This is a genomic window from Nitrospirillum amazonense, from assembly GCF_029594735.1.
GTDB lineage: Bacteria > Pseudomonadota > Alphaproteobacteria > Azospirillales > Azospirillaceae > Nitrospirillum > Nitrospirillum amazonense.
This window is the reverse complement of sequence record NZ_JARPAF010000002.1, coordinates 2,517,331-2,544,071: the sequence shown is the minus strand read 5'-3', so window position 1 is coordinate 2,544,071 and position 26,741 is coordinate 2,517,331. Positions and strand designations below refer to the sequence as shown.

Genomic DNA, 26,741 nt, shown 5'->3' with positions numbered 1-26,741 from the left:
CATCTGTTGAGCGGGTGCTTGTATCATGCCCGCGCCATGACTCAAGACTTCCCCGACTCACCCCCGACCTCCTCCGCCGATCTCGGCTATGCCGGCGCCGCGCCCGTGGCCGGCGGCAACCTGCCCGAGCTCAGCGTTTCCGACCTGTCGCGCGCGCTGAAGCGCACGGTGGAGGAGACGTTCGGCTATGTCCGCGTGCGTGGGGAGGTCAGCCAGCCCAAGCGCGTTTCCTCCGGCCACCTCTACCTGCGCCTGAAGGACGACCAGGCGGTGATCGAGGCCGTGTGCTGGAAGGGCACGGTCATGCGCCTGGCCGTGAAGCCGGAAGACGGGATGGAGGTGGTGTGCACCGGCCGCCTGACGACATACCCCGGCCGCTCACAATATCAGCTGATCATCGAAACCATGGAGCTGGCGGGCGAGGGCGCGCTGCTCAAGATGCTGGAGGAGCGCAAGCGCCGGCTGGCTGCGGAGGGCCTGTTCGATGCCCAGCGCAAGCGGCCGCTGCCCTTCCTGCCCAGGGTCATCGGCGTGGTGACCTCCCCCACCGGCGCCGTCATCCGGGACATTCTGCACCGCCTGGCCGACCGCTTCCCCCGCCATGTGCTGCTGTGGCCGGTGGCGGTGCAGGGCGAGCAGGCGGCGGCCCAGGTGGCCCGCGCCATCCAGGGCTTCAACGCCATCGCCCCGGGCGGCCCCGTGCCCCGGCCCGACCTGCTGATCGTGGCGCGCGGCGGTGGCAGCCTGGAAGACCTGATGCCCTTCAATGAGGAGATCGTGGTGCGGGCGGCGGCGGCCAGCCAGATCCCGCTGATCTCCGCGGTGGGGCATGAGACTGATACGACGCTGATCGATTTCGCTTCCGACCGCCGCGCGCCCACGCCCACGGCCGCCGCCGAGATGGCGGTGCCGGTCCGGGCCGAACTGATGGCCCAGGTCATGGAATGCGGCCGCCGGCTGGAGGGGACCGCCAACCGCCTGCTGGCCGAGCGCCGCAACCGCGTGGAAGGGCTGGCGCGTGGCCTGGGCGACCCCCGCGCCCTGCTGGAAGGCTGCGCCCAGCGCCTGGACGACCGGGGCGAGCGCCTGGCCCTGTCCATGACCGGCCTGATCCGCCGCCACCGGACGGAGGTGGCCAAGCTGGGCGCCGGCCTGCGCCATCCCGCCCAGGTGCTTGGCCTGGCCTATGCCCGCCTGGACATCGCCCAGCGGGGCCTGTCGGGTGGCCTGACCCGCCTGCTGGCCGACCGTACCACCCGCGCCCAGAACCTGGCCCAGCGCCTGACGCCCCAGCCGCTGGTGCGCCGGGCGGAGGAGGGCGGGGCGCGCCTGGAGGACCTCGGCCGCCGCCTGGACGCCAGCTTCGGCCGCGCCGTGGCCGATGGCGCCCGCCGGCTGGAAGGCCAGGCCAAGCTGCTGGAGACGCTGTCCTACCGCGGCGTTCTGGCGCGCGGCTTCGCCCTGGTCACCACCGCCGACGGCCACCCCGTGACCAAGGCGGCGGATGCCCCCGCCGGCGGCCGCGTGCGGGTGGAATTCATCGATGGCGCCGTGGGTGCCACCCTGGACGGGGAAGGGGCGCCTGTTCCGGCGCCCGCTCCGCCCCGCGAGTCTGCCCCCACGCCCAAGCCGCGCGCGGCGGCGCGGCCCGGCGGGCAGGGCAGCCTGTTCTGAGCAGCGGGCGGGAGCCCCTATTTCGGCCATCTCCGGTGGGTCCACAGCCATTGGCCGGGGTTGTCCAGCACCCACCGCTCCAGAAGCTGGTTCACCGCCACGGTGATGGCGCGGATGTCGGCCGGGCGGTCGCCGGTGGGCGCCGGCAGGTCCATCGGCGGGAACGCCTCGATGCGGAAGCGGGCGCCCTTGGCCTTGCGCGTCACCCGCACCGGCACGACCACGGCGCCGTGGCGCACCACCACGTCGCCGGCGATGGTGCCGGTCATGGCGTCATGGCCCAGGAAGGGCACGGCGATGCCCTCGTTCAGTTTCTGGTCGGCCAGGATGCCCAGGATGCCGCCCGCCCGCATGGCCGCCAGGATGCCCTTGGCCGAGGCGCGGCCCTTGGGTACCAGGGTGGTGCCCAGCTCGCCCCGCGCCTCGGCCAGCAGCTTGTCGACCGAGGGGTTGTTGGGCGCGCGGTAGATGGCGGTCATGGTGGCGCCGCACTTGAACACGGTCATGGCCACCAGTTCCCAATTGCCGAAGTGGCCGGTCAGGATGACGCCCGGCTTGCCATCGGTCACCAGGCCGCGCACATGCTCCGCCCCGATCAGCTCCACCCGCTGTTCCCACTCGCGCGAGATGGTCTTCAGGTGCGGATATTCGGCCAGGGTGCGGCACAGGTTGTCCCAGGATTCGCGGGCCACACGCTGGCGCCCCGCCGCATCCAGCTGGGGCATGGCCCGTTCCAGGTTGCGGAGCACCTTGGCGTTGCCGCCGATGCGCGGCCCCAGGGTGCGCCCCACCCAGCCGCCGAAGTCCGACGCCACGTCGGCGGGCAGCAGGCCCAGCAGGTTGAACAGGGCGCGGATGCCTGCCGCCTCGATGGCGTAGCGCAGGGAGGAGGGCTGGGTACCGTGCTCGGCCATGGAAAACTCCCGTGCCGGTCCCCATGGCGATGGGCCGGCCGTCCTGGAAGGGTTGGGGATAGCGCCCCATCCGGACCCAGAAAGACGACCTCCAAGGCGGACAACAGCGGGGGCCGCCGGGTCCCGACGCCGGCGGCGGCTAAAGCTATCGGGTGCTTTTTGCCAGGGGTCAAGCGCGCTCGCACGCGCCCGCCCTGGGAACCCGATATCCCTAGGACACCGTTCCCAGAACACGCTCCAGGGCGCCGGGGTCGTCGAAGGCCAGCACCACGGGCAGGGCTTTTATGGCGGTTTGGTGCGCGGCGGGTAGTCGCACCCAGTCCTTCTCTGTCGTCAGCGGTACGGCGCCCAGGGTGGTGGCGCGCTCCAGCAGGCCGGTGACTTCGGCCTCGGCATAGGGGTGATGGTCGGGGAAGGGCGCCGCCTCCGCCACCGTCAGGCCCAGCTCAACGCAGGTGTCGAAGAACTTTCCCGGCCGGCCGATGCCGGCGAAGGCCAGGACCGGGCGCCCGGCCAGCCCGGCGGCCACGGCTGCGTCCGGCACCAGTCGGGCGGCCAGGATGGGCAGGGCGGGGGCGAGTGCCGCCACGCTCGCCCTGGCTTCCGTGCGGTCGGCACCCACGATCACCACGGCGTCCGCCCGGGCCAGGCCGTCGCCAAGGGCCTCGCGCAGGGGGCCGGCCGGGATGACGCGGCCGTTGCCGAAGCCCGCGCCGCCGTCCACGACCAGCAGCGACAGGTCCTTGGCCAGGGCCGGGTTCTGGAAGCCGTCATCCATCACCACGGCCTCGGCGCCGCCATCGCGCGCGGCCCGGGCGCCGGCCAGGCGGTCCGCCGATATCCAGGCCGGGGCGGTGCGCGACAGCAGCAGCGGCTCATCCCCCACGTCGGCGGCACCATGCCGGGCCGGATCGACCCGCAGGGGGCCCTTCAGCCGGCCGCCATAGCCGCGCGACAGGTAGTGGGCCTGGACGCCCCGGGCGCGCAAGTGCCGCATCACCGCCTGCGACAGCGGCGTCTTGCCGGCGCCGCCCGCCACCAAGTTGCCGACGCAGATGACGGGGATGCCGACGTCCTGCGGCGTGGCCTTGGCCTGGCGCCGGCGGGCGCCGAGGGTGTAGAGGCACGCCAGGGGGCTCAGCAGTGCCGCCAGCGGCCCGGCGGGGCGATACCAGAAGCCGGGGGCCTTCACCGGGCATCCCCGGCAGGGTGCAGGCCGGCCTCGGCCAGCAGGGGCGCCAGGGCGGCCAGCACCCGGTCCACGGCGTCGCGGTTGTCGTCGGCAACAGCCTTGGCGGCGGCCGCCTGGGCCTCGCGCGCCGGCCGGTCAGTCAGCAGGGTTTGCACTGCCGCGGCCAGGCCTTCGACATCCGGCACGCGCCGGGCGCCGCCGGCCGCCTCCAGGGTCGCGGCGATCTCCGCGAAGTTATGCATGTGCGGACCATAGATGACGGCGGCCCCCAGCTGTGCGGGCTCGATGGGGTTGTGCCCGCCCACCGGCACGAAGGATCCACCGATGGCGGCCACCGGTGCCAGGCGGAAGAACAGCCCCAGCTCCCCCAGCGTGTCGGCCACATGCAGGGCGTCGGTGGCGTCCGGCAGGGCGCCGGTGGCGCGACGGCTGACGGTCAGGCCTCGGGCCTGGAAGGCGGCGGCGATCTCCGGCCCGCGCGCGGGGTGGCGTGGCACCACCAGGGTCAGCAGTCCCGGCATGCGGGGGGCCAGGCGCTGGTGCACCTGGACGGCCAGGTCATCCTCGCCTGGATGGGTGCTGGCGAGGACCCAGGCGGGCCGGCCGGCCACGGCGGCCCGGAGGGCGGCCAGGGCCTGGGGCTCCGCCGGCAGCGGGCTGGTGGAGTATTTCAGGTTGCCGACGCAGCGCACGTCGGCCAGGCCCAAATCGCGCAGGCGCCCGGCCTCCGTCGCCGTTTGCGCCAGCGCCAGGCGAAAGGTGGACAGCAGGCGACGGGCGGTGCGCGGCGCGCGCCGCCAGTTGCGGTGGCTGCCGGCCGACAGGCGCGCATTCACCAGGGCGGCGGGCACCTGGGCCTTGCGCAGGGCGCGCAGCAGGTTGGGCCAGAATTCCGATTCGATCCACAGCGCCGCGTCGGGCCGCCAGTGGTCCATGAAACGGGCCACGGCCGCCGGCAGGTCCACCGGCACGAACTGGTGGATGGCGCCCGGCGGCAGGCGCTTGGCCATGAGCGCGGCGGAAGTGACGGTGCCGGTGGTGACCAGGACGGTGGGCCGGGGCGACAGGGTCAGCAGCCGGTCGATCAGCGGCAGCACGGCCATGGACTCGCCCACGCTGGCGGCATGCAGCCAGATCAGCCGGCCAGGGGGGCGGGGCAGACCGGCATGGCCCAGGCGTTCGGGCAGGCGGTGGGGGTCTTCCTTGCCGGCGGCCAGCCGCCGGTCCAGCAGGCGGCGGACGGCGGGGCCGGCCAGGGCAGTCAGCCCGCGATAAAGCGCTTCCAGCATGCCGATCGTGTCAGGGGAACGGATGGGGCGGCGGGGCGGCCCGCCACGGTCGCCGCCACCCTAGCACCGGGTCCGCGCCGTCTTCAATGAACGCGGGAACCCCTACGGTCAGCTGGCCTTCTTGGTCTCGTCCGCTCCGGGGGCCAAGCCGGTGTCCAGGGCCGGGGCCGGGTCCAGGGCCGGATGGCCGCGGAAGGGGCGCAGGTTGTTCAGGAACTGCGCGGCGGACGCGGACCAGGAGAAGGTCAGGGCGTGGCGGCGGCACTTGTCGCCCGGAATCTCCAGGGCGGCCAGCGCGGCCTTGCGCAAATCCTCGTCCAGCACGGCCACGTCCGACCCGGCCAGCACGTCCAGCGGCCCGGGCACCGGGTACGCCGCCACCGGCACGCCGGAGGCGAGGGCCTCCAGCAGCACCAGGCCGAAGGTGTCGGTGCGCGAGGGGAAGACGAAGACGTCGCCGGCGGCGTAATGCTTGGCCAGTTCCTCGCCATGCTTGGGGCCGACGAACTGGGCGGCCGGGTACTTGGCCTTCAGTTCGTCCAGCTGCGGGCCGCCACCCACCACCACCTTGGTGCCGGGCAGATCCAGCGACAGGAAGGCCTCGATGTTCTTCTCCACCGCCACCCGGCCCACATACATGAAGATGGGGCGGGGGAAGGGCAGGAAGTCCTTCTCGCGCGGGCGGAACAGGTCGGTGTCGACGCCACGCGACCAGCGCTTGATGTTGCGGAAGCCCCGGTCCACCAAGTCGTTCTCGATGGACGGCGTCGCCACCATGACGGCGGAGGCTGGCGCGTGGAAGCGGCGCACCAGGGCGTAGCTGAGGCGCAGCGGGATGGGGAAGCGGTCGCGGACGTATTCCGGGAAGCGCGTGTGATAGGCGGTGGTGAAGGGAATGCGCCGGCGCAGGCAATAGCGCCGCGCGGCCAGGCCCAACGGACCTTCCGTCGCGATGTGGATGGCGTCGGGCGCGATCTCGTCGATCATGCGGCGCAGGCGGGCGCCGGGCTTCAGCGCCAGCCGGATTTCCGGGTATGTCGGCATGGGCACGGTGCGGAAGCGGTCCGGGGCAATGACCTCGACCTCATGGCCCAGCTGGCGCAATTCATCGCGCGTCGTGGTCAGGGTGCGGACCACGCCGTTCACCTGGGGGTGCCAGGCGTCCGTGACGATCAGGATTTTCACGCTGCAGCCTTCTGCGTCGTCCCGCCCGGCTGCCCAGGCTGCCGCGCTGCCGCGCGCTTGCGCACTTCGTCCGCCCAATGAAGGATCTCCAGCGTGCCGTCGGCGTGTTCGACCAATGCGGTGCACGATTCCACCCAGTCCCCGTCGTTGCAGTAGAGGACGCCACCCATGTCACGCATCTCGGCGTGGTGGATGTGGCCACAAATGATGCCGTCGACCTGCCGGCGCTTGGCCTCGTCGGCCAGCGCCTGCTCGTAATTGCCGATGAACTCCACCGCCTTCTTGGTCCGGTTCTTCAGATAGGCGGACAGCGACCAGTACTGGAAGCCGAAGCGGCGGCGGGCGGCGTTCAGCCAGGTGTTCAGGGTCAGCAGCACCGTGTAGGCGCTGTCCCCGACATAGGCCAGCCACTTGGCGTACTTCACCACCGCGTCGAACAGGTCGCCGTGCAGCACCAGGAAGCGGCGGCCGTCGGCGGTGGTGTGGACCGCGTCCTCCAGGATGGTGACGCCGCCGAACTGCAGGCCGATGAAGTCGCGGAAGACTTCGTCATGGTTGCCCGGGATCAGGAAGACCTTGGTGCCCTTGCGCACCCGGCGCAGCACCTTCTGCACCACGTCGTTGTGGGCCTGCGGCCAGTACCAGCCCTTCTTCAGGCGCCACCCGTCGACGATGTCGCCGACCAGATACAGGTATTCCGACTCGGTGTGCTTCAGGAAGTCCAGCAGCATGTCGGCCTGGCAGCCCCGGGTTCCCAGATGCAGATCGGAAAGCCAAATGCTGCGGTACCGCCGCGGGGCCTCGTGTTCCGTCTCCATGTCCGTCTCCATGCTACGCCCCCGAGATGACCCACGCAGACAATCAATAGTAATGTTGACAGGGCTATACCGCAGCATGTAGGGCAAGACAAATGGTGATGAAGGTAAGTTCAAGGACTTCACCATATATTCACGGGGCATTCATAAATATGTCTTCCGCCCTTCACTTGGCTGTCACGGAACCTGTGTCCGCGCCCGCGCGCCGACTACTGATCATTCACAATCCTGTGGCGGGCCGTCGCCGGCGGGGCCTGATGGGGCGGGTGGTCGATGCCCTGCGCCAGGGCGGCGCCGACGTGGCGGTGGTGGAAACCACCGGCCCGCGCGACGCCGAGCGCCTGGCCGGCCTGGCCGCCTCCGGCGCGCTGACGGACGGCCGCATTCCCGACGCCGTCGTGGCCTCGGGCGGCGACGGCACCATCAACGAGGTGGTGAACGGCCTCCTGGCGGCGCCGACCCTGTCGCCGCCGGCCCTGGGTCTGATCCCTCTGGGCACGGCCAATGTGCTGGCGGCGGAGCTGGACCTGCCGTTCGGCGTGGCCGAGCTGGCGCGCACCCTGGCGGGCGCGATGCCGCGCACCATCCATGCCGGGCGCGCCAACGGCCGCCTGTTCACGATGATGGCCGGCGTGGGCCTGGACGCCCATGTGGTGGAAGGGGTGGATCCTGGGGTGAAGCGCCGTATCGGCAAGGGCGCCTATGTGCTGGAAAGCCTGGCGCAGATCGCGCGGTGGCCCAGCCCGCGCTATCGCGTGATCACGACGGACGCGGCCGGCCATGTCCGCGAGCACGAGGCCGCGTCCTGCATCGTGGCCAAGGGCCATTTCTATGGTGGCCGCTTCGTCTGCGCGCCCGATGCCCGGCTGGACGAGGGCGGCTTCCACGTCTGCCTGTTCGAGGCGGGCGGACGGCTGGCGGCGCTGGGCTATGGCGCGGCGCTGGTGACGGGCCGGCTGGCCCGCTGGACGGAAGCGAAGGGGGGATTGGGATACCGGATCATGCAGGCGGTGCGGGTGCGGATCGAGGGGCCGGTCGGCGATCCGGTGCAGGGGGATGGCGACACCATCGCCCGGCTGCCGGTGGATATGGAAACGGCGGCGCCTTTCCGTGTGCTGGCGCCGCCGCTCCGCCCCGTGTCCCGTCTGCCCTGAAGGGGCGCTGGTCTGCCCCCTGGCATCAAATCAGGCAACGCTACTGAAGCCGGTGTTCAGGCAACTCTGGTTCCAGGCAACGCTAGGCCACTCGACTGGTACGCGACTCCAAGACTCTATAAACGTCAGGCCACTCAAAATCGGGTTCTCACCAGGCAACTCAGGCTCCGATGGGGCCCATGGCCCCCTCGTTCTTTAGTATAGCAGCGGACGTTCAACGGCCCGCCTGCGCGCCGGCCTCGGCCGTGGCGCGCGGCACGCGGCCCCGCCACACGGACAGGCATTCCTCGGCGCTCTCACCGGTGCCGATGCAGTACCAGCCGCGGCGGTCGTTGAAGTACAGGCGATAGGTGCCGCGGCGATCACGCTCGAACCGGAAGACCGGGCGGTCCAGGTTGGGGAAGCGCACGATCAGCTGATCATGGTCGGGCGCGGTGTGGCGGCTGACCGTTTCCCACAGGCCACGCTCCAGCTTGGGCTGGGCGACGCTGTTCCACTCGGTCAGATCGAAGGGGGTGAAGCGGGCAGAGGAGAAGGGGACGACAGTCATGACTCACCAGCACTCTGCCACCCTGGATCGGAGGCGCCCGGAAGGTTCCGGACTTTTTCGTCAGTGCGCCGGGTGGCTTTGGCGCGTTGAGGGGACTATGCGGCCCCAACTGTTAATGGCGCCTTAAAGCGGGCTGCTCACCCGTGGGATAGTATGCTTTGGATGGAGTGATGGAGTTGCGCCCTGCGGCGCCCTGTGTTATGTGCACGACGCCCGACGCCGGGGTGGTTTTCACCCGGTTCGGACCCACATTGCTAAGGCCCTGAAATCCTTCAGGTCTGCGGATTAACCGAGGTTTCCAGGTGGCATCCCAAGGGACAGTCGTATCCGGACTGGCGGCCCGCTACGCGGCGGCGCTGTTCGACCTTGCCGACGAGCAGAAGGCGCTGGACCAAACCGCGCAGGACCTGACGTCGCTCAAGCAGGTTCTCGCCGAAAGCGCAGACCTGCGTCGCGTTGTGCGCAGCCCCGTCCTGTCGCGTGCCGAGCAGGCCCGCGCCATGGAGGCGGTGCTGTCACAGGCGGGCACGTCCGAGCTCGTGCGCAAGTTTATTGGTCTGGTCGCCCAGAACCGCCGGCTTTTCGCCCTCGATGGCATGATCGCCGCCTTCCTCGCCGAGCTGGCCCAGCGCCGCGGCGAAGAGACGGCCACCGTCATCTCGGCCCGCCCGCTGACGGAAGAGCAGCTGTCGGCCGTGACCGACGCGCTCAAGAAGGCCCTGGGCTCCAAAGTCTCCGTCGCCGCCAGCGTCGACCCGACGCTGCTGGGCGGCATGATCGTTAAGGTCGGATCGCGCATGATCGACAGTTCCGTGCGCACCAAACTGACCAAGCTGAAAATCGCCATGAAAGGGGTGGGCTGATGGAAATCCGCGCCGCAGAGATTTCCGCGATTCTGAAACAGCAGATCGCGAATTTCGGCACCGAGGCCGATGTTGCTGAAGTGGGCCAGGTGCTCTCGGTCGGCGACGGTGTTGCCCGCATCCATGGCCTGGACAAGGTCCAGGCCGGTGAGATGGTCGAGTTCCCGGGCGGGATTCAGGGCCTGGCCCTGAACCTGGAAGCCGACAACGTCGGCGCCGTGATCTTCGGCGACGACCGCGCCATCAAGGAAGGCGACACGGTCAAGCGTACCGGCGCCATCGTCGAGGTTCCGGTGGGCCGCGGCCTGCTGGGCCGCGTCGTGGACGGCCTGGGCAACCCCATCGACGGCAAGGGTCCGCTGGTCGACGTCGTGCGCAAGCGCGTCGAGGTGAAGGCCCCCGGCATCATCCCGCGCAAGTCGGTGCACGAGCCCATGCAGACCGGCCTGAAGGCCGTGGACGCCCTGGTGCCCGTCGGCCGTGGCCAGCGTGAGCTGATCATCGGCGACCGTCAGACCGGCAAGACCGCCGTCGCCATCGATGCCTTCATCAACCAGAAGGGCATTAACGCCGGCGGCGACGAATCCAAGAAGCTCTACTGCATCTATGTGGCCGTCGGCCAGAAGCGCTCCACGGTCGCCCAGATCGTGAAGACGCTGGAGGAAGCCGGCGCGATGGAATACTCCATCGTTGTGGCCGCCACCGCGTCCGAGCCGGCGCCGCTGCAGTACCTGGCGCCCTACACCGGCTGCGCCATGGGCGAGTTCTTCCGCGACAACGGCATGCACGCCCTGATCGTGTACGACGACCTGTCCAAGCAGGCCGTCGCCTACCGTCAGATGTCCCTGCTGCTGCGCCGTCCGCCGGGCCGCGAAGCCTACCCCGGCGACGTGTTCTACCTGCACAGCCGCCTGCTGGAACGCGCCTGCAAGATGGCCGACGGCTACGGCGCCGGCTCGCTGACGGCCCTGCCCATCATCGAGACCCAGGCGGGTGACGTGTCGGCCTACATCCCGACGAACGTCATTTCCATCACCGACGGCCAGATCTTCCTGGAAACCGGCCTGTTCTACCGCGGTATCCGCCCGGCCATTAACGTCGGCCTGTCGGTCAGCCGCGTCGGCTCCGCCGCCCAGATCAAGGCGATGAAGCAGGTCGCCGGCACCATTAAGCTGGAACTGGCCCAATACCGCGAAATGGCCGCCTTCGCCCAGTTCGCCTCGGACCTGGACGCCGCCACCCAGCGCCTGCTGAACCGCGGTGCCCGCCTGACCGAGCTGCTGAAGCAGCCGCAGTACAGCCCGTTGCCGGTGGAAGAGCAGGTGGTTTCCATCTTCGCCGGCGTGAAGGGCTTCCTGGACAAGGTGAAGGTCGAGGACGTGAACCGCTTCGAGGCGCGCTTCCTGGACGAGATCCGCAGCAAGGGCCAGGACATCCTGACCGCGATCCGCACCGACAAGCAGATCAGCAAGGACACCGAGGAAAAGCTGAAGGCCTTCCTGGAGAGCTTCTCCAAGGTCTTCGCCTGATCTCCGCAAACGGCGGGCGGCGCCGTCATGGCCGCCGCCCGCCCAAGTCTCCCTAGGAAGTGAAGGCACGGCATGCCCAGCCTTAAGGACCTCAAGATCCGGATCGACAGCGTCAAGTCGACGCAGAAGATCACCTCGGCCCTGAAGATGGTGGCGGCCAGCAAGCTGCGCCGCGCCCAGGAACAGGCCGAAGCCGGGCGTCCCTATGCCGAGCGCATGGGCCGCATGCTCTCCTCCCTCGCTGCCAACGTGCCGGCGGGCGCGCAGGGCCCGAAGCTGATGGCGGGCACCGGTTCCGACAAGACGCACCTGCTGATCGTCCTGACCGGCGATCGCGGCCTGTGCGGCGGCTTCAACGCCACCATCGTCCGCGAGGCCAAGCGGCAGGTTTCCCGCCTGACGGGCGAGGGCAAGACCGTGAAGCTGCTGACGGTGGGCCGCAAGGGCCGCGACCTGCTGCGTCGCGAGTTCGGCTCGATGATCGTCCACAGCTACGAGAACCTGGGCGGCAAGCGCCTGGGCTTCGCCGACGCGGCCCAGGTCGCGGACAAGGTGCTGGAGCTGTTCGACGCCGGCGAGTTCGACGTCGCCTCCATCATCTTCAACAAGTTCAAGTCGGCGATGACGCAGATCGTCACCGTTCAGCAGATCGTCCCGTTCGCCGTGGCGGCCACGACGGAAGAGGCCCCGGCCTCCACCGAGCCGAAGGCCATCTACGAGTTCGAGCCGTCGGAGGAGGACATCCTCAACGACCTGCTGCCGCGCAACCTTTCCATCCAGGTGTACACCGCCCTGCTGGAAAGCTCGGCCTCGTTCTTCGGCGCGCAGATGACCGCCATGGACAACGCCACGCGCAACGCCGGCGACACGATCAAGAAGCTGACGCTTAACTACAACCGCACGCGCCAGGCCTTCATCACCAAGGAGCTGATCGAGATCATCTCCGGTGCTGAAGCGGTCTGACGGCGCCACGACAACATTCGCAAGGGTCCGAGGGAGCTTACCCCATGGCTACGACTAACCAGGCGACCAACGCCGTCGGCCGTATCACGCAGGTGCTGGGCGCCGTGGTGGACGTGCAGTTCGATGCCGAACTGCCCGCCATTCTGAACGCCCTGCACACGCAGAACGAGGGCAAGACCCTTGTGCTCGAAGTCGCCCAGCATCTGGGCGAGAACACCGTCCGCTGCATCGCCATGGACAGCACGGACGGCCTGGTGCGCGGCGGCGCCGTCGCCGACACCGGCGGCCCCATCAACATGCCGGTCGGTCCCGCCACCCTGGGCCGCATCCTGAACGTCATCGGCGAGCCGATCGACGAGCGCGGTGCCGTTGCCTCCGAGAAGACCTACCCCATCCACCGGTCCGCGCCCGAGTTCGCCGAGCAGGCGACCGACGCGCAGATCCTGGTCACGGGCATTAAGGTCATCGACCTGCTGGCCCCGTACCTGAAGGGCGGCAAGATCGGCCTGTTCGGCGGCGCCGGCGTGGGCAAGACCGTCACCATCATGGAACTGATCAACAACGTCGCCAAGGCGCACGGTGGTGTGTCGGTCTTCGCCGGTGTGGGCGAGCGTACCCGCGAGGGTAACGACCTGTACCATGAGATGATTGAGTCGGGCGTCATCAAGCTCGACGGCCCGGGCTCCAAGGTCGCCCTGGTGTACGGCCAGATGAACGAGCCGCCGGGGGCCCGTGCCCGCGTCGCCCTGTCCGGCCTGACCATCGCGGAATACTTCCGCGACGAGGAAGGCCAGGACGTGCTGCTGTTCATCGACAACATCTTCCGCTTCACCCAGGCGGGTGCCGAGGTGTCGGCGCTGCTGGGCCGTATCCCGTCGGCGGTGGGTTACCAGCCCACGCTGGCCACCGACATGGGCGCCCTGCAGGAACGCATCACCTCCACCAAGAAGGGCTCGATCACCTCGGTGCAGGCCGTGTACGTGCCCGCCGACGACCTGACCGACCCGGCCCCCGCCACCTCGTTCGCCCACCTGGACGCCACGACGGTGCTGAGCCGCGCCATCGCCGAACAGGCCATCTTCCCGGCCGTGGACCCGCTGGACAGCACCTCCCGCGCGCTGGATCCGCGCGTCGTGGGTGAAGAGCACTACCAGACGGCCCGTTCGGTGCAGAAGGTGCTGCAGACTTACAAGTCGCTGCAGGACATCATCGCCATCCTGGGCATGGACGAGCTGTCGGAAGAGGACAAGCTGACGGTCGCCCGCGCCCGTAAGATCCAGCGCTTCCTGTCCCAGCCCTTCCATGTGGCCGAAGTGTTCACCGGCACGCCCGGCGTGCTGGTCAGCCTGGAAGACACCATCCGCGCGTTCAAGGGCATCGTGGCCGGCCAGTACGACCACCTGCCGGAAGCGGCCTTCTACATGGTCGGCACCATCGAAGAAGCCGTCGAGAAGGCCCGCAAGATGGCCGCCGAGGCCGCCTGATCGCCTGAGTAGTACCGGGACGGGAAGGGGAACCCCCTTTCCGTCCCTTATCGTAAGACGCTGAACGGAAGCCCCATCATGGCCGATAAGGTTGAATTCGAGCTGGTGTCGCCGGAGAAGCTGCTGGTTTCCCAGCCGGTCGACATGGTGGTCGTCCCGGGCACTGAAGGCTACCTGGGCGCCCTGCCGGGCCACGCCCCCCTGATCACCACGCTGAAGCCGGGCGTGATCGACATCTACCTCGATGGCATCACCACCATCAGCAACCGCATCTTCGTCGCCGGCGGTTTCGCCGAGGTGACCGAGACGCGCTGCACCGTGCTGGCGGAAGAGGCGATCGAGGTTGCGGCCCTGGACCGTGCCGCGGTGGAACAGCAGGTGAAGGACCTGGCCGAGGACGTGGCCGACGCCGCCAACGACGTCGAGAAGCGCGCTGCGGAGGCCAAGCTGCTGGTCGCCCAGGCCAAGCTGGAAGCCCTCGGCACCGGTCCGGCTGCCCACTAAGGGCTGATCCCCGGCAGTTGAGAGCGAATCGCAAAAGGTCCGAAGGGGGCTAGGACATCATGCCTAGCCCCCTTCGCCCTTAGGCAGGCCCCCTAGGACGTAAGCCAGTCCCTTGATTCAGCACAATAGTTCCCACCCTTGACGGGTGGGCATTTTGCCAATTGGCGGCATCGTGCTAGCTTGGCGCCGTGCCGAGCTTGGCGGATGTTACGAATTTGTGGCATACCGGCCGGTGGGGCATCACGAAAAGCCCGCCGGCTTTCCTGTTTCCGGGCGGACCTTTTCGAATTGAGTGGGGTTCGATCGTCGCAGTGGGGGCACGGCGGCGACATCGGGCCCGTATAATGGTCATCGGATGCTGGTACCCGGAAGCGAGGGCGCCGGCCCTGGGGCACGAAGAACGGAACGCGCATGGCAGACGTCAACGGCACGGAATCTCAGGCCACGGAAAGCCGCAACGGTCATTGGACGGTTGCGGGCCTGCCTTGGGACAAGCTGGACCCGTCCAAGGTCAACCCCGATATCCTGAAGCTCATCAAGGCCGCCGCCCTGGTGGAATACAACGGCGACAGCTACGCCGATTACCTGTGCAATGTCTTCGCCGACAACGCGGAGTTCTGCCGGACAGCCCGCCAGTGGGCGGTTGAGGAAGTGCAGCATGGCGAGGCCTTGGGCGCCTGGGCCGAGCGCGTGGACCCCAGCTGGAACTTCCAGGCGGCGGTGAAGCGTTTCCGTGAGGGCTACAAGATCGACATCGACGTCAGCCAGTCGGTGCGCGGTTCCCGCGCCGGTGAACTGGTGGCGCGTTGCATCGTCGAGACCGGCACCAGCAGCTATTACACCGCCCTGGCCGAGGCCACGGACGAGCCGGTGCTGAAGCAGATTTGTCGCCACATCGCGGCCGACGAATTCCGGCACTACAAGCTGTTCTATGATTATCTGGGCGATTACCTGACCCAGGAACGCCTGGGCAAGTTCGGCCGCCTGCGCATCTCCCTCTCGCGCATCAACGAGACGGAGGATGATGAGCTGTCCTTCGCCTATCACGCCGCCAATGCCGACGAGGGAGCGCCCTATCACCGCGAGACGGCCTTCGCCAACTACGTACGCCGGGCCTACAGCTATTACCGCCCCCATCACCTGGACCGCATGGTCGCCATGGTGTTCAAGGCCAGCGGCCTGAAGCCTCAGGGCTGGTTGCACGACGTCGCCTCGCGCTACGCCTACAAGCGCATGATGAAGAAGGCCGGCGTGCCCCCGCTGGCCGCCTGAAGCCTCTTCCGCGCTGAGAACAAAAACGCCGCCCTGGGTGACCGGAGCGGCGTTTTGTTTTGGAAGTTTCAGGCCAACGGCATGAGCCTTTCGTCATGCCGTTGTAGGCTGCGATTGCAGCCGCCGGACCTTTTCGGGGAGCATTGGCGGGCTGAAAAGGGAGGAAGCCCAGCGGGCGGATGCCCGCGCCCGGCGCCTGAGGACAATTCAAACCAAGTGCCGGAAGGCGGCGACCACCTGCATGTAGATCTCCCGCTTGAAGGGGACGATCAAGTCCACCGTCCGCTCCAGCGGCACCCATTGCCAGGCGTCGAACTCGGGATGTTCGGTGTCCAGGTTGATGTCTCCGTCCCGGCCGGTGAACCGGCAGGCCAACCACTTCTGCTTCTGGCCGCGGTACTTGCCCTTCCACGCCACGCCCACCAGGTCCGGCGGCAGGTCGTAGCGCAGCCACTCGGCCGTTTCCTCCAGGATCGTTGCCTGGTCGGTGCCGATCTCTTCCGTCAGTTCGCGCAGGCCGGCTTCCGCCGCCGTCTCGCCCTTGTCGATGCCACCCTGGGGCATCTGCCAGGCGCCGGGGGTGTCGCGCCGCTGGCCGACGAACACCAGGCCTTGGGCGTTCAGCAGGCAGATGCCGACACAGGGGCGGTAGGGCAGGGTGCTGGGGTCGACCGGCTTCGTCATGGGGCGGGCTCTTCAGAAGGGAAACTGGCGGCAGACTACCGGGTGGGGGCGGGCCAGGCCAGCGTGGCGCCCGAGTCGCGGTGTGGAAAAACGGCGGTTCGACGCGCGGAGGGGCAGCTGGCGACGGGGTGTCGGCGATGTGCGTAAGGATAGAACCCAAATGGGGGCCAACGGGAACGAGTCGGCGCGATTGCTGCAGTGCTTCCGACAGGAAATATGTCAGTATCTATGACCTATTTTCGGCCGTGCCCATCCCTGCTTAGATGCGAGGGTAAGCCGGGGGAACATCGGCGCCGGACCTTGGCTGACCCCCAGGCAGCAAGGCACCGTTCCTTGGGACGACCGCGACCCGACCGCATCGGGCGCAGATATCCCGAGGCTAGGCAGGGGCTCGAGTTTCACCCGAGTGGGAGATGCGTTATGACGCTGGCCGCCGTTACCCTCGATGACAAATACGTCCTGCAGGACGGCCGGGTCTATATGACCGGAACCCAGGCGCTGGTGCGCCTGCCCATGCTGATGCGCGACCGCGACCGGGCGGCCGGCCTGAACACCGCCGGCTTCATCTCGGGCTATCGCGGCTCCCCCCTGGGTGCCTACGACCAGGCGCTGTGGCAGGCGCGCAAGCACCTGGCCCGTCACGACATCCATTTCCAGCCGGGCGTCAACGAGGAACTGGGCGCCACCGCCGTCTGGGGCAGCCAGCAGGTCAACCTGTTCAAGGGCGCCAAGGTCGACGGCGTGTTCGGCATCTGGTACGGCAAAGGCCCCGGCGTTGATCGCTCGCTGGACGCGCTGAAGCACGCCAATTTCGCGGGCACCAGCCGTCATGGCGGCGTGCTGGCCATCGCCGGCGACGACCACGCCTCCAAATCCTCCACCCTGCCGCATCAGTCCGACCACGCCTTCATCCACGCCTTCATGCCGGTGATGAGCCCGGCCGGCGTGCAGGAGTTCCTGGACTACGGCCTGATCGGCTGGGAGATGTCGCGCTATTCCGGCTGCTGGGTGGGGTTCACCGCCCTGGCCGACACCATCGACACCTCCGCCATCGTGCGCGTGCCCGATGTCACCAGCGGCGTGGTCCTGCCGGCCGATTTCGAGATGCCGCCCGGCCGGCTGAACATCCGCCTGCACGACACGCCGCTGATCCAGGAAGACCGCATGATCCAGTGGAAGCTGGACGCGGCGCGCGCCTTCGCCCGGTCCAACCACCTGGACAAGGTCATCCTGGGCGCCGCCAAGCCGCGCCTGGGCATCGTCACCGTGGGCAAGTCCTACCTGGACGTGCGCCAGGCCCTGGATGAGCTGGGCATCACCGCCGAGATGGCGGCCGACCTCGGCATCGCCATCTTCAAGGTGGCCATGACCTGGCCGCTGGAGCCCCACGGCATCCGCGACTTCGCCGAGAGTGCCGAGGAGCTGCTGGTGGTGGAGGAAAAGCGCGCCCTGATCGAGGCGCAGCTGAAGGAACAGCTGTATAACTGGGACCGCCGTCCCCGCATCCTGGGCAAGACGGATGAGGACGGGCGGCCGCTGCTGTCGGAAAAGGCGGAACTGTCGCCCACCACCATCGCGCTGGCCCTTGCCGGCCGTATGGCCAGGCTGGGCCTGATGGTTGACCGGGTGGCGGAGCGGGTGCGGGCCCTGGAGGCGCAGCTGCGCCCCACCGCTTCCGCCAGCACCGTGGTTCGTGCGCCGTTCTACTGCTCCGGCTGCCCGCACAACACTTCCACCCACCTGCCCGAGGGCAGCCGCGGCCTGGCCGGCATCGGCTGCCACTACATGGTGACGTGGATGGGCCGCAACACCGACGTCTTCAGCCAGATGGGCGGCGAGGGTGTCCACTGGATCGGCCAGGCGCCTTTCGCGGGGGAGGAGCATGTCTTCGCCAATCTGGGCGACGGCACCTATTTCCATTCCGGCATCCTGGCGGTGCGCGCCTCCGTCGCCGCCAAGGTCAACATCACCTACAAGATTCTCTACAACGACGCCGTCGCCATGACCGGCGGCCAGAAGGTGGACGGCAGCCTGTCCGTGCACCAGATTGCCCGCCAGCTGGAGGCTGAGGGTGTGGAGCGCATCGTCGTGGTCAGCGACGATCCGGAAAAGTACGGCCTGGGCCAGGGCCTGCCGCCCTTCACCACCATCGAGCACCGCGACGACCTGGACCGGGTGCAGCGCGAGATGCGCGAGATCAAGGGCGTCAGCGTCCTGATCTATGAACAGACCTGCGCCGCCGAGAAGCGCCGCCGCCGCAAGCGCGGCACCTTTCCCGACCCGGCCCGCCGCGTGGTGGTGAACGAACTGGTGTGCGAGGGCTGCGGCGACTGCTCCACCAAGTCCTCCTGCTTGTCCGTGGTGCCGGTGGAGACGGAGTTCGGCCGCAAGCGCCAGATCGACCAGTCCAGCTGCAACAAGGACTTCTCCTGCCTCAAGGGCTTCTGCCCCAGCTTCGTGACGGTGGAAGGCGGGTCCCTGCGCAAGCCCAAGCCGGCCGGCGGCAAGACGGACGCGTTCGAGGCCCTGCCGGAGCCGGCGCGCCGTACCCTGGACCGTCCCTGGAACATCCTGGTGACGGGCGTGGGCGGCACCGGTGTGGTCACCATCGGCGCCATCGTCGCCATGGCTGCCCACTTGGAAAGCCGGGGCTGCACCGTGCTGGACATGGCGGGCCTGGCGCAGAAGGGTGGGGCGGTCACCAGCCACCTGCGCATCGCCGAACGGCCGGAGGACATCCACGCCACCCGCATCGCCGCCGGTGGTGCCGACGTGGTGCTGGGCTGCGACATCGTGGTGGCGGCCAACGCCGACGCCCTGACCAAGATGGCCCAGGACCGTACCCACGCCATCCTGAACACCCACGAGGCCATCACCGCCGCCTTCGTCACCAACCCCGACTTCCAGATGAACGGCGGGTCCATGGTGGCGACGGTGGCCAAGGCCTGCGGCGCCGACGCCGTCAACGCCGTGGATGCCACCCGCATCGCCACCGGCCTGCTGGGCGACAGCATCGCCACCAACCTGTTCATGCTGGGCTACGCCTATCAGAAGGGCCTGGTGCCGGTCAGCGCCGAGGCGCTGGAGAAGGCCATCGAGATGAACGGGGCGGCGGTGAAGATGAACACCGACGCCTTCCGTTGGGGCCGCCGCGCCGCCCTGGACCAGGCGGCGGTCGAGAAGATCGCCACGCCCAGGGGTCCAGCGGCCGACCAGCCCCACCGCCGCCTGTCGCAGACGCTGGATGAGGTGATCGAGCGCCGCGCCGCCTTCCTGACCGATTATCAGGACGCAGCCTACGCCGACGCCTATCGCCAGTTCCTGGCCCAGGTGCGGTCGGTGGAGGCGGCCAGGGTGCCGGGCGCCGACCAGCTGACTGAGGCCGTGGCCCGCTCGCTGTTTAAGCTGATGGCCTACAAGGACGAGTACGAGGTGGCGCGTCTCTACACCCAGACCGGATTCCTGGACCAGGTGCGCCAGCAGTTCCAGGGCGATTACAAGCTGGTCTTCCATCTGGCGCCGCCCACCGCGTCCCACGCCGACCCGGCCACGGGCGAGATGCGCAAGCGCGCCTTCGGCCCCTGGATGCTGACGGCCTTCCGCCTGCTGGCGGCTTGCAAGGGCCTGCGCGGCACTGCGCTGGACATCTTCGGCCGCACCGCCGAACGCCGCATGGAACGCCAGCTGATCGTCGACTTCCGCGCCACGGTGGCGGAACTGCTGGCCGGCCTGTCCGAAGACAACCATGCGCTGGCGGTGGAGATCGCGGAGCTGCCGCAGAAGATCCGCGGCTATGGCCACGTCAAGGAGAAGGCCTACGCCGAGGTCAAGGCCAAGGAAGAAGCGCTGCTCCGCGACTGGCGCACCGGCACGCCGGGCCAGTCCACGCCCCTGGCGGCGGAGTAAGGATCAAGCGAAGCAGCCCGCGACAAATCTCCTGTCGCGGGCTGTCGCTTGAGGTCTATGGTTGGCGCCCTCAAGGATGCCGTTCTCAAGGACAGATCTCATGGACAGCAACACGGGCGCGGACAAGGTCACCCTGGAGGATGTGCGGGCGGCGGCCCTGGCGCTGGGCGGCCAGGTCATCGACACGCCCTGCATCCCGTCGCGCACCCTGTCGCGCATCGCCGGCTGCGAAATCTGGGTGAAGTTCGAGAACCTGCAGTTCACCGCCAGCTTCAAGGAGCGTGGCGCCCTGAACCGCCTGCTGTCCCTGACGGAGGAGGAGCGCCGACGCGGCGTCATCGCCATGTCGGCCGGCAACCACGCCCAGGGTGTCGCCTACCATGCCGGCCGCCTGGGCATCCCCGCCACCATCGTCATGCCCGAGGGCACCCCCTTCATCAAGGTGGAGCATACGGAGAATTTCGGCGCCAAGGTGGTGTTGAAGGGTGCTGTGCTGGCGGAAGCGGCGGCGGAAGCCGAGCGCCTGCAGCGGGAACACGGCTACGTCTTCGTTCACCCCTATGACGACCCATTGGTCATCGCCGGCCAGGGCACGGTGGCGCTGGAGATGCTGAACGCCGCGCCCGACCTGGACGTGCTGCTGGTGCCTGTGGGGGGCGGCGGCCTCATCTCCGGCATGGCCGTGGCGGCCAAGGCGCGCAAGCCGGACATCGAGGTCATCGGCGTGGAGGTCACGGCCTACCCGCCCATGTACCAGGCTCTGCACAACCTGCCGGTCAGCGTGGGCGGCGACACCATCGCCGAGGGCATCGCCGTCAAGAACGTGGGCGCCACCACGCTGGAGATCGTCCGGCAGAAGGTCGACGACATCATCCTGGTGGAGGATTGGGAGGTGGAGCGGGCCGTGGCCCTGTTCCTGAACATCGAGAAGACGGTGTCCGAGGGGGCCGGCGCCGCCGGCTTGGCCGCCGCCCTGAAGCATCCGGAGCGCTTCGCCGGGCGCAAGGTGGGCCTGGTGCTGTCCGGCGGCAACATCGACAGCCGCGTGCTGGCCAGCGTCATCCTGCGCCAGCTGGTGCGCGAGGGCCGCATCGTCACCCTGCGCGTGGTCATCCCCGACCGGCCGGGTGCCCTGGGCCGCATCACCACCCTGATCGGCGAGGCCGGCGGCAACATCATCGAGGCCGTGCACCAGCGCCTATTCAGCACCGCCAACGTCAAGGCCACCGACATCGACATCACGGTGGAATGCCGCTCCGCCAACCACGCCGGCCGGGTGGTCGAGGCGCTGCGCAGCAATGGCTTTCAAGTCAAGGCCTTGGCGGGAGAGTGAGCGCCGCCTGAAGTTGACAAGAAAAGAGGCGGCTCGTCGGTGGAAGGACCGGCGGCCGCCTTTTTCTTATCCCGCGTGCCGAGGGTCACCCCCGCTGCCGCGTGATCTCGATCCCGGCGGAGGCGGCGTCGGGGAAGACGTCCAGCTTTTCCACCCGCACGGTGACGCTGTGCACCCGGCCATCGGCCAGCAGGCGTTGGGCCACCGTCTCGGCGAAGGTTTCCACCAGGTTCAGATGGCCCTGGGCCGCCAGCTCGCGGACGATGGTGACGCCGTCCTCATACGACACCACGTCGGCGATGTCGTCGCGGCGCGCCCCCAAGCGGTCCAGCACCATCATGTCCAGGTTCACGCGCAGGCGCTGGGCCTTCTGCTTCTCATGCTCATAGATGCCCACGGTGGCCATCACCACCAGGTCGCGCACGAAGATGCGGGCCAGCGGCGCGGGATTGGTGACAGCCGGGGAGGCGGACTGCACGGGTACGGCCTTGGCCGGACCGCCGGTCACTTGGGAGAAGAGCTTGTTCATAGGGCTCCTCTACCACCCCGGCCGGGTGGCGGGAAGGGCCGCTCAGTGCATCTCGGCGATGACGCGCTGGCGCAGCATGTCGATAGGGGCCAACTGACCGCCCTCGACATAGTGCCAGAAGGTCCAGCCGTTGCAGGCCGGCAGGCCCTGCATGGCCGCACCCACCTTGTGGATGGAGCCGTTGTGCTCACCCAGGTGGTTGGCGCCCACCAGGGTGCCGTCGGCCTTGATCCGGGCGCTGTGGCGGCGGCGGGTGTCATAGAGGGTGGTGCCGGGCTGCAGCAGGCCGCGTTCCACCAGCCAGCCGAAGGGGACCCGCGGCTGGGCGCGCTTGGACGGCGGCTCCAGCAATTCGGCCTCGGCCGCGGGCTCCACCGCCGCGATGCGCGACAGGGCCACTTCGGCGTAGGTCTTCTCCCGCTCGATGCCGATCCAGTTGCGGCGCAGGCGCTTGGCCACGGCACCGGTGGTGCCGGTGCCGAAGAACGGGTCCAGGACGGTGTCGCCCACGCGGGTGGAACTGGACAGCACGCGGTACAGCAGCGCCTCCGGCTTCTGGGTCGGGTGCGCCTTGTTGCCGTCGGCGTCGCGCAGCCGCTCCGAGCCGGTGCACAGGGGGAACAGCCAGTCGCTGCGCATCTGCAGCTCCTCATTCAGGTTCTTCATCGCCTCATAGGCGAAGAAGTACTTGGCGTCCTGCGACTTGGCCGCCCAGATCATGGTCTCGTGGGCGTTGGTGAAGCGCTTGCCCCGGAAGTTGGGCATGGGGTTGGTCTTGCGCCAGATGATGTCGTTCAGGATCCAGTAGCCCAGGTCCTGCAGGATGGCGCCCACGCGGAAGATGTTGTGGTAGCTGCCGATGACCCACAGCGTGCCGTCGTCCTTCAGGGCGTGGCGGGCGGCGGCCAGCCAGTCGCGGGTGAAGCGGTCATAGGTCGCGAAGTCGGCGAACCGGTCCCACTCCTCATCCACGCCGTCGACGCGGGTGTGGTTGGGGCGCATCAGGTCGCCCGACAGCTGCAGGTTATAGGGCGGGTCGGCGAACACCATGTCGACCGATCCGGCCGGCAGACCCTGCATCAGGGAAACGCAGTCGCCCACAAGTATCCGGTTGGCGGGCGCTGCCTCCCGCACCTTGGACTTGGTCTTGGAGTCAGTACGGGTTTCCGGTGTCTTCAACATGGGGAGTATTCGCCGAATCGGGGGTTGATTTTTGCCGACAATGAGTCGGCCCCGAGTCGCCGTCAATGTAATTTTTTAGGCAAGAGTCAGTAGAGTCAAAGGTTTAGAGCCAACTGTTCTGAGATTGGAGCAAATGTACGGCGGTGAGCGGGCGTGACCCCCAATATCTTGATTGCGTCACGATGTTCAGCCGTGCCGTAACCGGCGTTGCGTTCCCACCCATAACCGGGGTGCGACAGGGCCAAATCCGCCATCAGACGGTCACGGGTGACCTTGGCGATGATCGACGCGGCGGCGATGGACAGGCTCAGCGCGTCGCCGCTGACCAGGGTGGCGATGCGGGGGCAGGGCAGACCCGGCGGACGCTGGTTGCCGTCCACCAGGGCGGTCAGGGGGGCGGGGCCGCCATCCGCCGCCAGGGCCTCCACCGCGCGCCGCATGGCCAGGAAGGTCGCCTGCAGGATGTTGACGGTGTCGATCTCCTCCACCGTGCTGATGCCGACGCCCACACGGGCGTTGGCCCGGATGGCGTCGAACAGGGTATCGCGCGCGGCGGCCGTCAGCTTCTTGCTGTCGTTGATGCCGGCGCACCAGGGCGGGGCGTCCGTGCTGCCGGGGGGGCACACGGGCAGGATGACGGCGGCGGCGACCACCGGGCCAGCCAGGGGGCCGCGCCCCGCCTCGTCCACGCCGCAGACCAGGCTGTCGTGGGCGTGGCCGGCATCCAGTTCCGGCCGCAGGGTGGGCGGTCCCAACTGTATGATAATTTCGGAGGTGGGCTTGCGGGGGCGGGGCATCGGTCACAGCTTAAGCACGGGCGTGGCGGCCATGATGGCCGACCGCACCCCTCGCGGGCAAGCGCCGGACCTTCGGGAATGAGCAGAGGTTGAGGCAGATCATTTTGCCACCGACGCATCGGGCGCAGCATGCGTCCGTCCCAACATCGTCCCGCCAGGTCCGCCCCATGCGCCCCGATCTCGTCGCCAAGTACCGCAACCAGCGTGTGCCCCGGTACACCAGCTATCCGCCCTCACCGCAGTTCAGCGCGGCGGTGACGGCCGACGACTACCGCCGCTGGCTGGGGCAACTGACGGCGGCCGACACCCTGTCGCTTTACCTGCACGTCCCCTTCTGCCGCAGCATGTGCTGGTACTGCGGCTGTCACACCACCGTGGTGAACCACGAGGCGCCCATCCGTCGCTACCAGGCGGCGTTGGAGGCGGAGATCGACGCCGTGGCGGGGGCGCTGGTTCCCGACTCTACGCTGTCCAGGGGGGGCGGCCTGCCGCCCGTCACCCATATTCATTTCGGGGGCGGCACGCCCACCCTCCTGCCCCCCGACGCCTTCCTGTCGCTCATGGACCGGCTGGCCCAGCGCTTCGGCCGGCCGGCCGCCACGGCGGAGATCGCGGTGGAGATCGACCCCCGCACCCTGACCCCCGCCATGGCGGCGGCCCTGGGGCAGGGCGGCGTCACCCGGGCCAGCCTGGGCGTGCAAAGCTTTGACGACCGGGTGCAGCGGGCCATCAACCGCATCCAGCCCTACGCCGCCACGGCGGAGGCGGTGGCCCGCTTGCGCCAGGCCGGCATCGGCGGGATCAACCTGGACCTGATCTATGGCCTGCCCCACCAGACGGTGGACAGCTGTGTCCAATCCGTGGTCCAGGCCCTGGAGCTGGCGCCGGACCGGCTGAGCGTCTTCGGCTACGCCCACATGCCGTCGCTGAAGGCCCATCAAGGCCGTATCGAGACGGCCGCCCTGCCTGGCGCCACCCAACGGACCGAGCAGGCGGCCGCCATGGCCGAGACGCTGGAGGCGGCGGGCTATGTCGCCATCGGCCTGGATCACTTCGCCCGCAAGGACGACGTCATGGCCACGGCCTATGCCGCCGGCCGGCTGAAGCGTAATTTCCAGGGCTATACCGTCGACACGGCCACGGCGCTGCTGGGCTTCGGCGCCTCCGCCATCGGGCGCACGCGCGGGGGGTATATCCAGAACAAGGTGGACGTCCCCGCCTACCTTAAGGCGTGGGAAGCCCATGGGGCGGGTGAGGGCACGGGGTGGGCGGTGGCCAAGGGCCTGGCCCTCAGCGATGACGACAGGCTGCGCGCGGACATCATCGAACAGTTGATGTGCCGCTTTTCGGTGGACTTAAGCGATACGTGCCGCCGCCACGGTGGTTCTTTGGAAGAGATCCTGACCCCGGCGACCCGCCGCGCCTTGGCCGCGCTTGCCGACGATGATATGATAATCTGTGATAAAACTAGGGTCGAGGTAAGGGAGGAGGCTCGACCCCTGGTCCGCAGCGTCGCGGTTCTGTTCGATGCTTACTTCGATCCGGAATCGGGACGGCACAGCTATGCCGTGTAGATTTTTTTCAGAATTTTTCAAGATGGGGCGGATCGCCGCGTCCGCGAAACCCATGGTGTTCCCGGCCCGCTTTCACAATGTGCCTTAGAAGACTGAAAAGAAACAGTCCCACAGGTTAACGGAGGAGAGTCCCCAAGCCCCTGCTGCAATGCAGCAAAATGGCGATCGTGCCCCGCGAAAGTTGCATGAAATTACGAAGGCCGGCTGGTTTAAGACAGGCAGTGACCGAGAGAGTCATTTCCTGCATACCTGCCGCTTGCGTGCGTCTTAGAAATCGGGCATACGAAAACGCAACAAGGCTCGACTGTGAAGGTCGACAACGATCGCAAGCGGTGTTCAGGTCCGTGAAAAGCGGGCTGTGGTGCTTGGGGCTGGTGTTTGTCAGGTTATGAAATAACCGGATGTGCACCACGGGTGCCGGATACTGCTTCGCAAATGAATTGGAGGCAGATGTGGGAAGGTCGGTGTTGGTCGACCCCAGGATTGCGTTTCGATGTCCAGGCGGACCCCAGGTCCCGGGCATCGCGGATTCCCCCCGTTCTGCCTCCCGTGAATCACTTCCGCTCGGATGCGCCGCGGCGTTTTCCGATGCGGTGTCTTCCTTCGTGATGTGACCGCAGGAAAATGCCTTACACCGCAAAACAATCGTCAAGCAGCCGGTTGATCGGGCTGGTCGCCACAGTCCTCATCCAGGCCGGCATCGTCTACGCTCTCGTCACCGGCCTTGCGAGCAAGGTCGTCGAGGTGGTCAAGGGTCCTGTGGAGACCAAGATCATCGAAGAGATCAAGGACGATACTCCGCCGCCGCCGCCGCCGCCGCCGCCGCCGCCGCAGACCGTACGGCCGCCGGACTTCGTGCCGCCGGTCGAGGTCAACATCGACACCCCGCCGCCGCCGAATCCGGCGCCGGTGTCGACGACCAAGCCGCCGGTCGTCGTGCCTCCGACTGCCCCGGTCGCGCCCGCTGCCCCGCCGGCCCCACCTTCCACCCCGGTGAAGCTCGATCAGGCGAGTTTCAGCCGATATCAGCCGGAATATCCGTCGGCGTCCTCGCGCCTGGGTGAAGAGGGTCGCGTCGTCTTCCAGGTCTACTGCGATGCCAACGGCAGGGTCACAGATGCCAAGGTTGCTGAATCCAGCGGCCACGAACGTCTGGATGAAGCGGTAGTCAAGCAGGCCCAGCGTGGCGTGTGGAAGTGCACCGCCGAGACGCAGGACGGCAAGGCGCTGGCGACGTGGTCGTCCACCAAGATGGCCTACCGCTTCCAGCTCAAGGACGCGCGTTAACAGTTCAAGAAAACCGGGGCCTCTTAGACGCGGATGCGCAAGGGTTCCTCATCCCCTCAAC

Annotated in this window: 22 protein-coding genes; 12 read left to right on the top strand and 10 right to left on the bottom strand. The window is 68.3% G+C overall.

Translation table 11 applies throughout. From position 1 onward, the window contains the following. Positions 1 to 36: 36 nt before the first annotated feature. Entirely contained in the window at positions 37 to 1,674 is a 1,638-nt protein-coding gene (gene xseA, locus P5F91_RS17690) for an exodeoxyribonuclease VII large subunit (protein WP_145611243.1), read from the top strand. Positions 1,675 to 1,691: 17 nt separating this feature from the next. Here xseA and P5F91_RS17685 read toward each other — a convergent pair whose 3' ends face one another. The 5 genes from P5F91_RS17685 to P5F91_RS17665 form a co-directional block, all read right to left on the bottom strand. Then, the gene (locus P5F91_RS17685) at positions 1,692 to 2,588 is read right to left on the bottom strand and encodes a lysophospholipid acyltransferase family protein (protein WP_186454788.1); all 897 of its coding nucleotides are present in this window, start codon (positions 2,586 to 2,588) and stop codon (positions 1,692 to 1,694) included. A 211-nt stretch (positions 2,589 to 2,799) separates the two neighbouring features. After that, complete coding sequence (gene lpxK / locus P5F91_RS17680) at positions 2,800 to 3,780, bottom strand: tetraacyldisaccharide 4'-kinase (protein ID WP_277907747.1); 981 nt, start codon at positions 3,778 to 3,780, stop codon at positions 2,800 to 2,802. Further along, positions 3,777 to 5,069, bottom strand: coding sequence for a 3-deoxy-D-manno-octulosonic acid transferase (locus tag P5F91_RS17675; RefSeq protein WP_145611246.1), 1,293 nt, complete (start codon positions 5,067 to 5,069; stop codon positions 3,777 to 3,779). Before P5F91_RS17675 ends, lpxK begins: the two co-directional genes overlap by 4 nt. Before the next feature lie 108 nt (positions 5,070 to 5,177). Then, positions 5,178 to 6,254 carry a glycosyltransferase family 4 protein gene (locus P5F91_RS17670; protein WP_145611247.1) on the bottom strand — a complete coding sequence of 359 codons (1,077 nt, stop codon included), beginning with the start codon at positions 6,252 to 6,254 and terminating at the stop codon, positions 5,178 to 5,180. Beyond that, complete coding sequence (locus P5F91_RS17665; protein WP_244909269.1) at positions 6,251 to 7,084, bottom strand: UDP-2,3-diacylglucosamine diphosphatase; 834 nt, start codon at positions 7,082 to 7,084, stop codon at positions 6,251 to 6,253. Before P5F91_RS17665 ends, P5F91_RS17670 begins: the two co-directional genes overlap by 4 nt. Before the next feature lie 137 nt (positions 7,085 to 7,221). On the opposite strand from P5F91_RS17665, the gene P5F91_RS17660 reads away from it, so the two are divergent. Next, positions 7,222 to 8,223: a diacylglycerol/lipid kinase family protein gene (locus P5F91_RS17660; protein WP_145611248.1), complete on the top strand. Its 1,002-nt coding sequence runs from the start codon at positions 7,222 to 7,224 to the stop codon at positions 8,221 to 8,223. A 214-nt stretch (positions 8,224 to 8,437) separates the two neighbouring features. Here the strand turns inward: P5F91_RS17660 and P5F91_RS17655 are convergent, their stop codons facing one another. Continuing rightward, positions 8,438 to 8,773, bottom strand: a complete 336-nt coding sequence (locus P5F91_RS17655) for a hypothetical protein (protein ID WP_088872042.1) — start codon at positions 8,771 to 8,773, stop codon at positions 8,438 to 8,440. 302 nt (positions 8,774 to 9,075) lie between these two features. Between P5F91_RS17655 and P5F91_RS17650 the strand changes: the two genes are divergently transcribed. The 6 genes from P5F91_RS17650 to P5F91_RS17625 all read left to right on the top strand — a co-directional run bounded on the left by P5F91_RS17650 (position 9,076) and on the right by P5F91_RS17625 (position 15,388). Then, positions 9,076 to 9,636, top strand: coding sequence for a F0F1 ATP synthase subunit delta (locus tag P5F91_RS17650; RefSeq protein WP_145611249.1), 561 nt, complete (start codon positions 9,076 to 9,078; stop codon positions 9,634 to 9,636). After that, positions 9,636 to 11,165 (top strand): F0F1 ATP synthase subunit alpha, encoded by a 1,530-nt coding sequence (gene atpA, locus P5F91_RS17645; RefSeq protein ID WP_088872040.1) that lies wholly within the window; start codon positions 9,636 to 9,638, stop codon positions 11,163 to 11,165. Before P5F91_RS17650 ends, atpA begins: the two co-directional genes overlap by 1 nt. 72 nt (positions 11,166 to 11,237) lie before the next feature. Continuing rightward, positions 11,238 to 12,128, top strand: coding sequence for a F0F1 ATP synthase subunit gamma (locus P5F91_RS17640; RefSeq protein ID WP_145611251.1), 891 nt, complete (start codon positions 11,238 to 11,240; stop codon positions 12,126 to 12,128). Between the two features lie 44 nt (positions 12,129 to 12,172). After that, on the top strand, positions 12,173 to 13,612 hold the full coding sequence (gene atpD, locus P5F91_RS17635) for a F0F1 ATP synthase subunit beta (RefSeq protein ID WP_145611252.1): 1,440 nt from the start codon (positions 12,173 to 12,175) through the stop codon (positions 13,610 to 13,612). A 78-nt stretch (positions 13,613 to 13,690) separates the two neighbouring features. Then, a complete protein-coding gene (locus tag P5F91_RS17630; protein ID WP_145611253.1) occupies positions 13,691 to 14,116 on the top strand; it encodes a F0F1 ATP synthase subunit epsilon in 426 nt (141 codons plus the stop codon). A 411-nt stretch (positions 14,117 to 14,527) separates the two neighbouring features. Next, positions 14,528 to 15,388: a ferritin-like domain-containing protein gene (locus P5F91_RS17625; RefSeq protein ID WP_277907743.1), complete on the top strand. Its 861-nt coding sequence runs from the start codon at positions 14,528 to 14,530 to the stop codon at positions 15,386 to 15,388. Between the two features lie 207 nt (positions 15,389 to 15,595). Here P5F91_RS17625 and P5F91_RS17620 read toward each other — a convergent pair whose 3' ends face one another. After that, positions 15,596 to 16,072: an RNA pyrophosphohydrolase gene (locus P5F91_RS17620; RefSeq protein ID WP_277907742.1), complete on the bottom strand. Its 477-nt coding sequence runs from the start codon at positions 16,070 to 16,072 to the stop codon at positions 15,596 to 15,598. Between the two features lie 420 nt (positions 16,073 to 16,492). On the opposite strand from P5F91_RS17620, the gene P5F91_RS17615 reads away from it, so the two are divergent. Next, the gene (locus tag P5F91_RS17615; protein ID WP_277907741.1) at positions 16,493 to 19,978 is read left to right on the top strand and encodes an indolepyruvate ferredoxin oxidoreductase family protein; all 3,486 of its coding nucleotides are present in this window, start codon (positions 16,493 to 16,495) and stop codon (positions 19,976 to 19,978) included. A 100-nt stretch (positions 19,979 to 20,078) separates the two neighbouring features. Next, positions 20,079 to 21,311 carry a threonine ammonia-lyase gene (locus P5F91_RS17610; RefSeq protein ID WP_277907739.1) on the top strand — a complete coding sequence of 411 codons (1,233 nt, stop codon included), beginning with the start codon at positions 20,079 to 20,081 and terminating at the stop codon, positions 21,309 to 21,311. Positions 21,312 to 21,396: 85 nt separating this feature from the next. Here P5F91_RS17610 and folB read toward each other — a convergent pair whose 3' ends face one another. The 3 genes from folB to P5F91_RS17595 form a co-directional block, all read right to left on the bottom strand. Beyond that, on the bottom strand, positions 21,397 to 21,840 hold the full coding sequence (folB, locus tag P5F91_RS17605; RefSeq protein ID WP_145611258.1) for a dihydroneopterin aldolase: 444 nt from the start codon (positions 21,838 to 21,840) through the stop codon (positions 21,397 to 21,399). A gap of 42 nt (positions 21,841 to 21,882) precedes the next feature. Beyond that, positions 21,883 to 22,920 (bottom strand): site-specific DNA-methyltransferase, encoded by a 1,038-nt coding sequence (locus tag P5F91_RS17600; RefSeq protein WP_246130165.1) that lies wholly within the window; start codon positions 22,918 to 22,920, stop codon positions 21,883 to 21,885. 197 nt (positions 22,921 to 23,117) lie between these two features. Beyond that, the gene (locus P5F91_RS17595) at positions 23,118 to 23,819 is read right to left on the bottom strand and encodes a ribonuclease HII (RefSeq protein ID WP_277907738.1); all 702 of its coding nucleotides are present in this window, start codon (positions 23,817 to 23,819) and stop codon (positions 23,118 to 23,120) included. 167 nt (positions 23,820 to 23,986) lie between these two features. On the opposite strand from P5F91_RS17595, the gene hemN reads away from it, so the two are divergent. Both hemN and P5F91_RS17585 read left to right on the top strand, forming a co-directional pair. Continuing rightward, on the top strand, positions 23,987 to 25,393 hold the full coding sequence (gene hemN, locus P5F91_RS17590) for an oxygen-independent coproporphyrinogen III oxidase (RefSeq protein WP_277907737.1): 1,407 nt from the start codon (positions 23,987 to 23,989) through the stop codon (positions 25,391 to 25,393). A 624-nt stretch (positions 25,394 to 26,017) separates the two neighbouring features. After that, positions 26,018 to 26,680: an energy transducer TonB gene (locus tag P5F91_RS17585; protein WP_277907736.1), complete on the top strand. Its 663-nt coding sequence runs from the start codon at positions 26,018 to 26,020 to the stop codon at positions 26,678 to 26,680. The last annotated feature ends 61 nt before the right edge of the window (positions 26,681 to 26,741 follow it).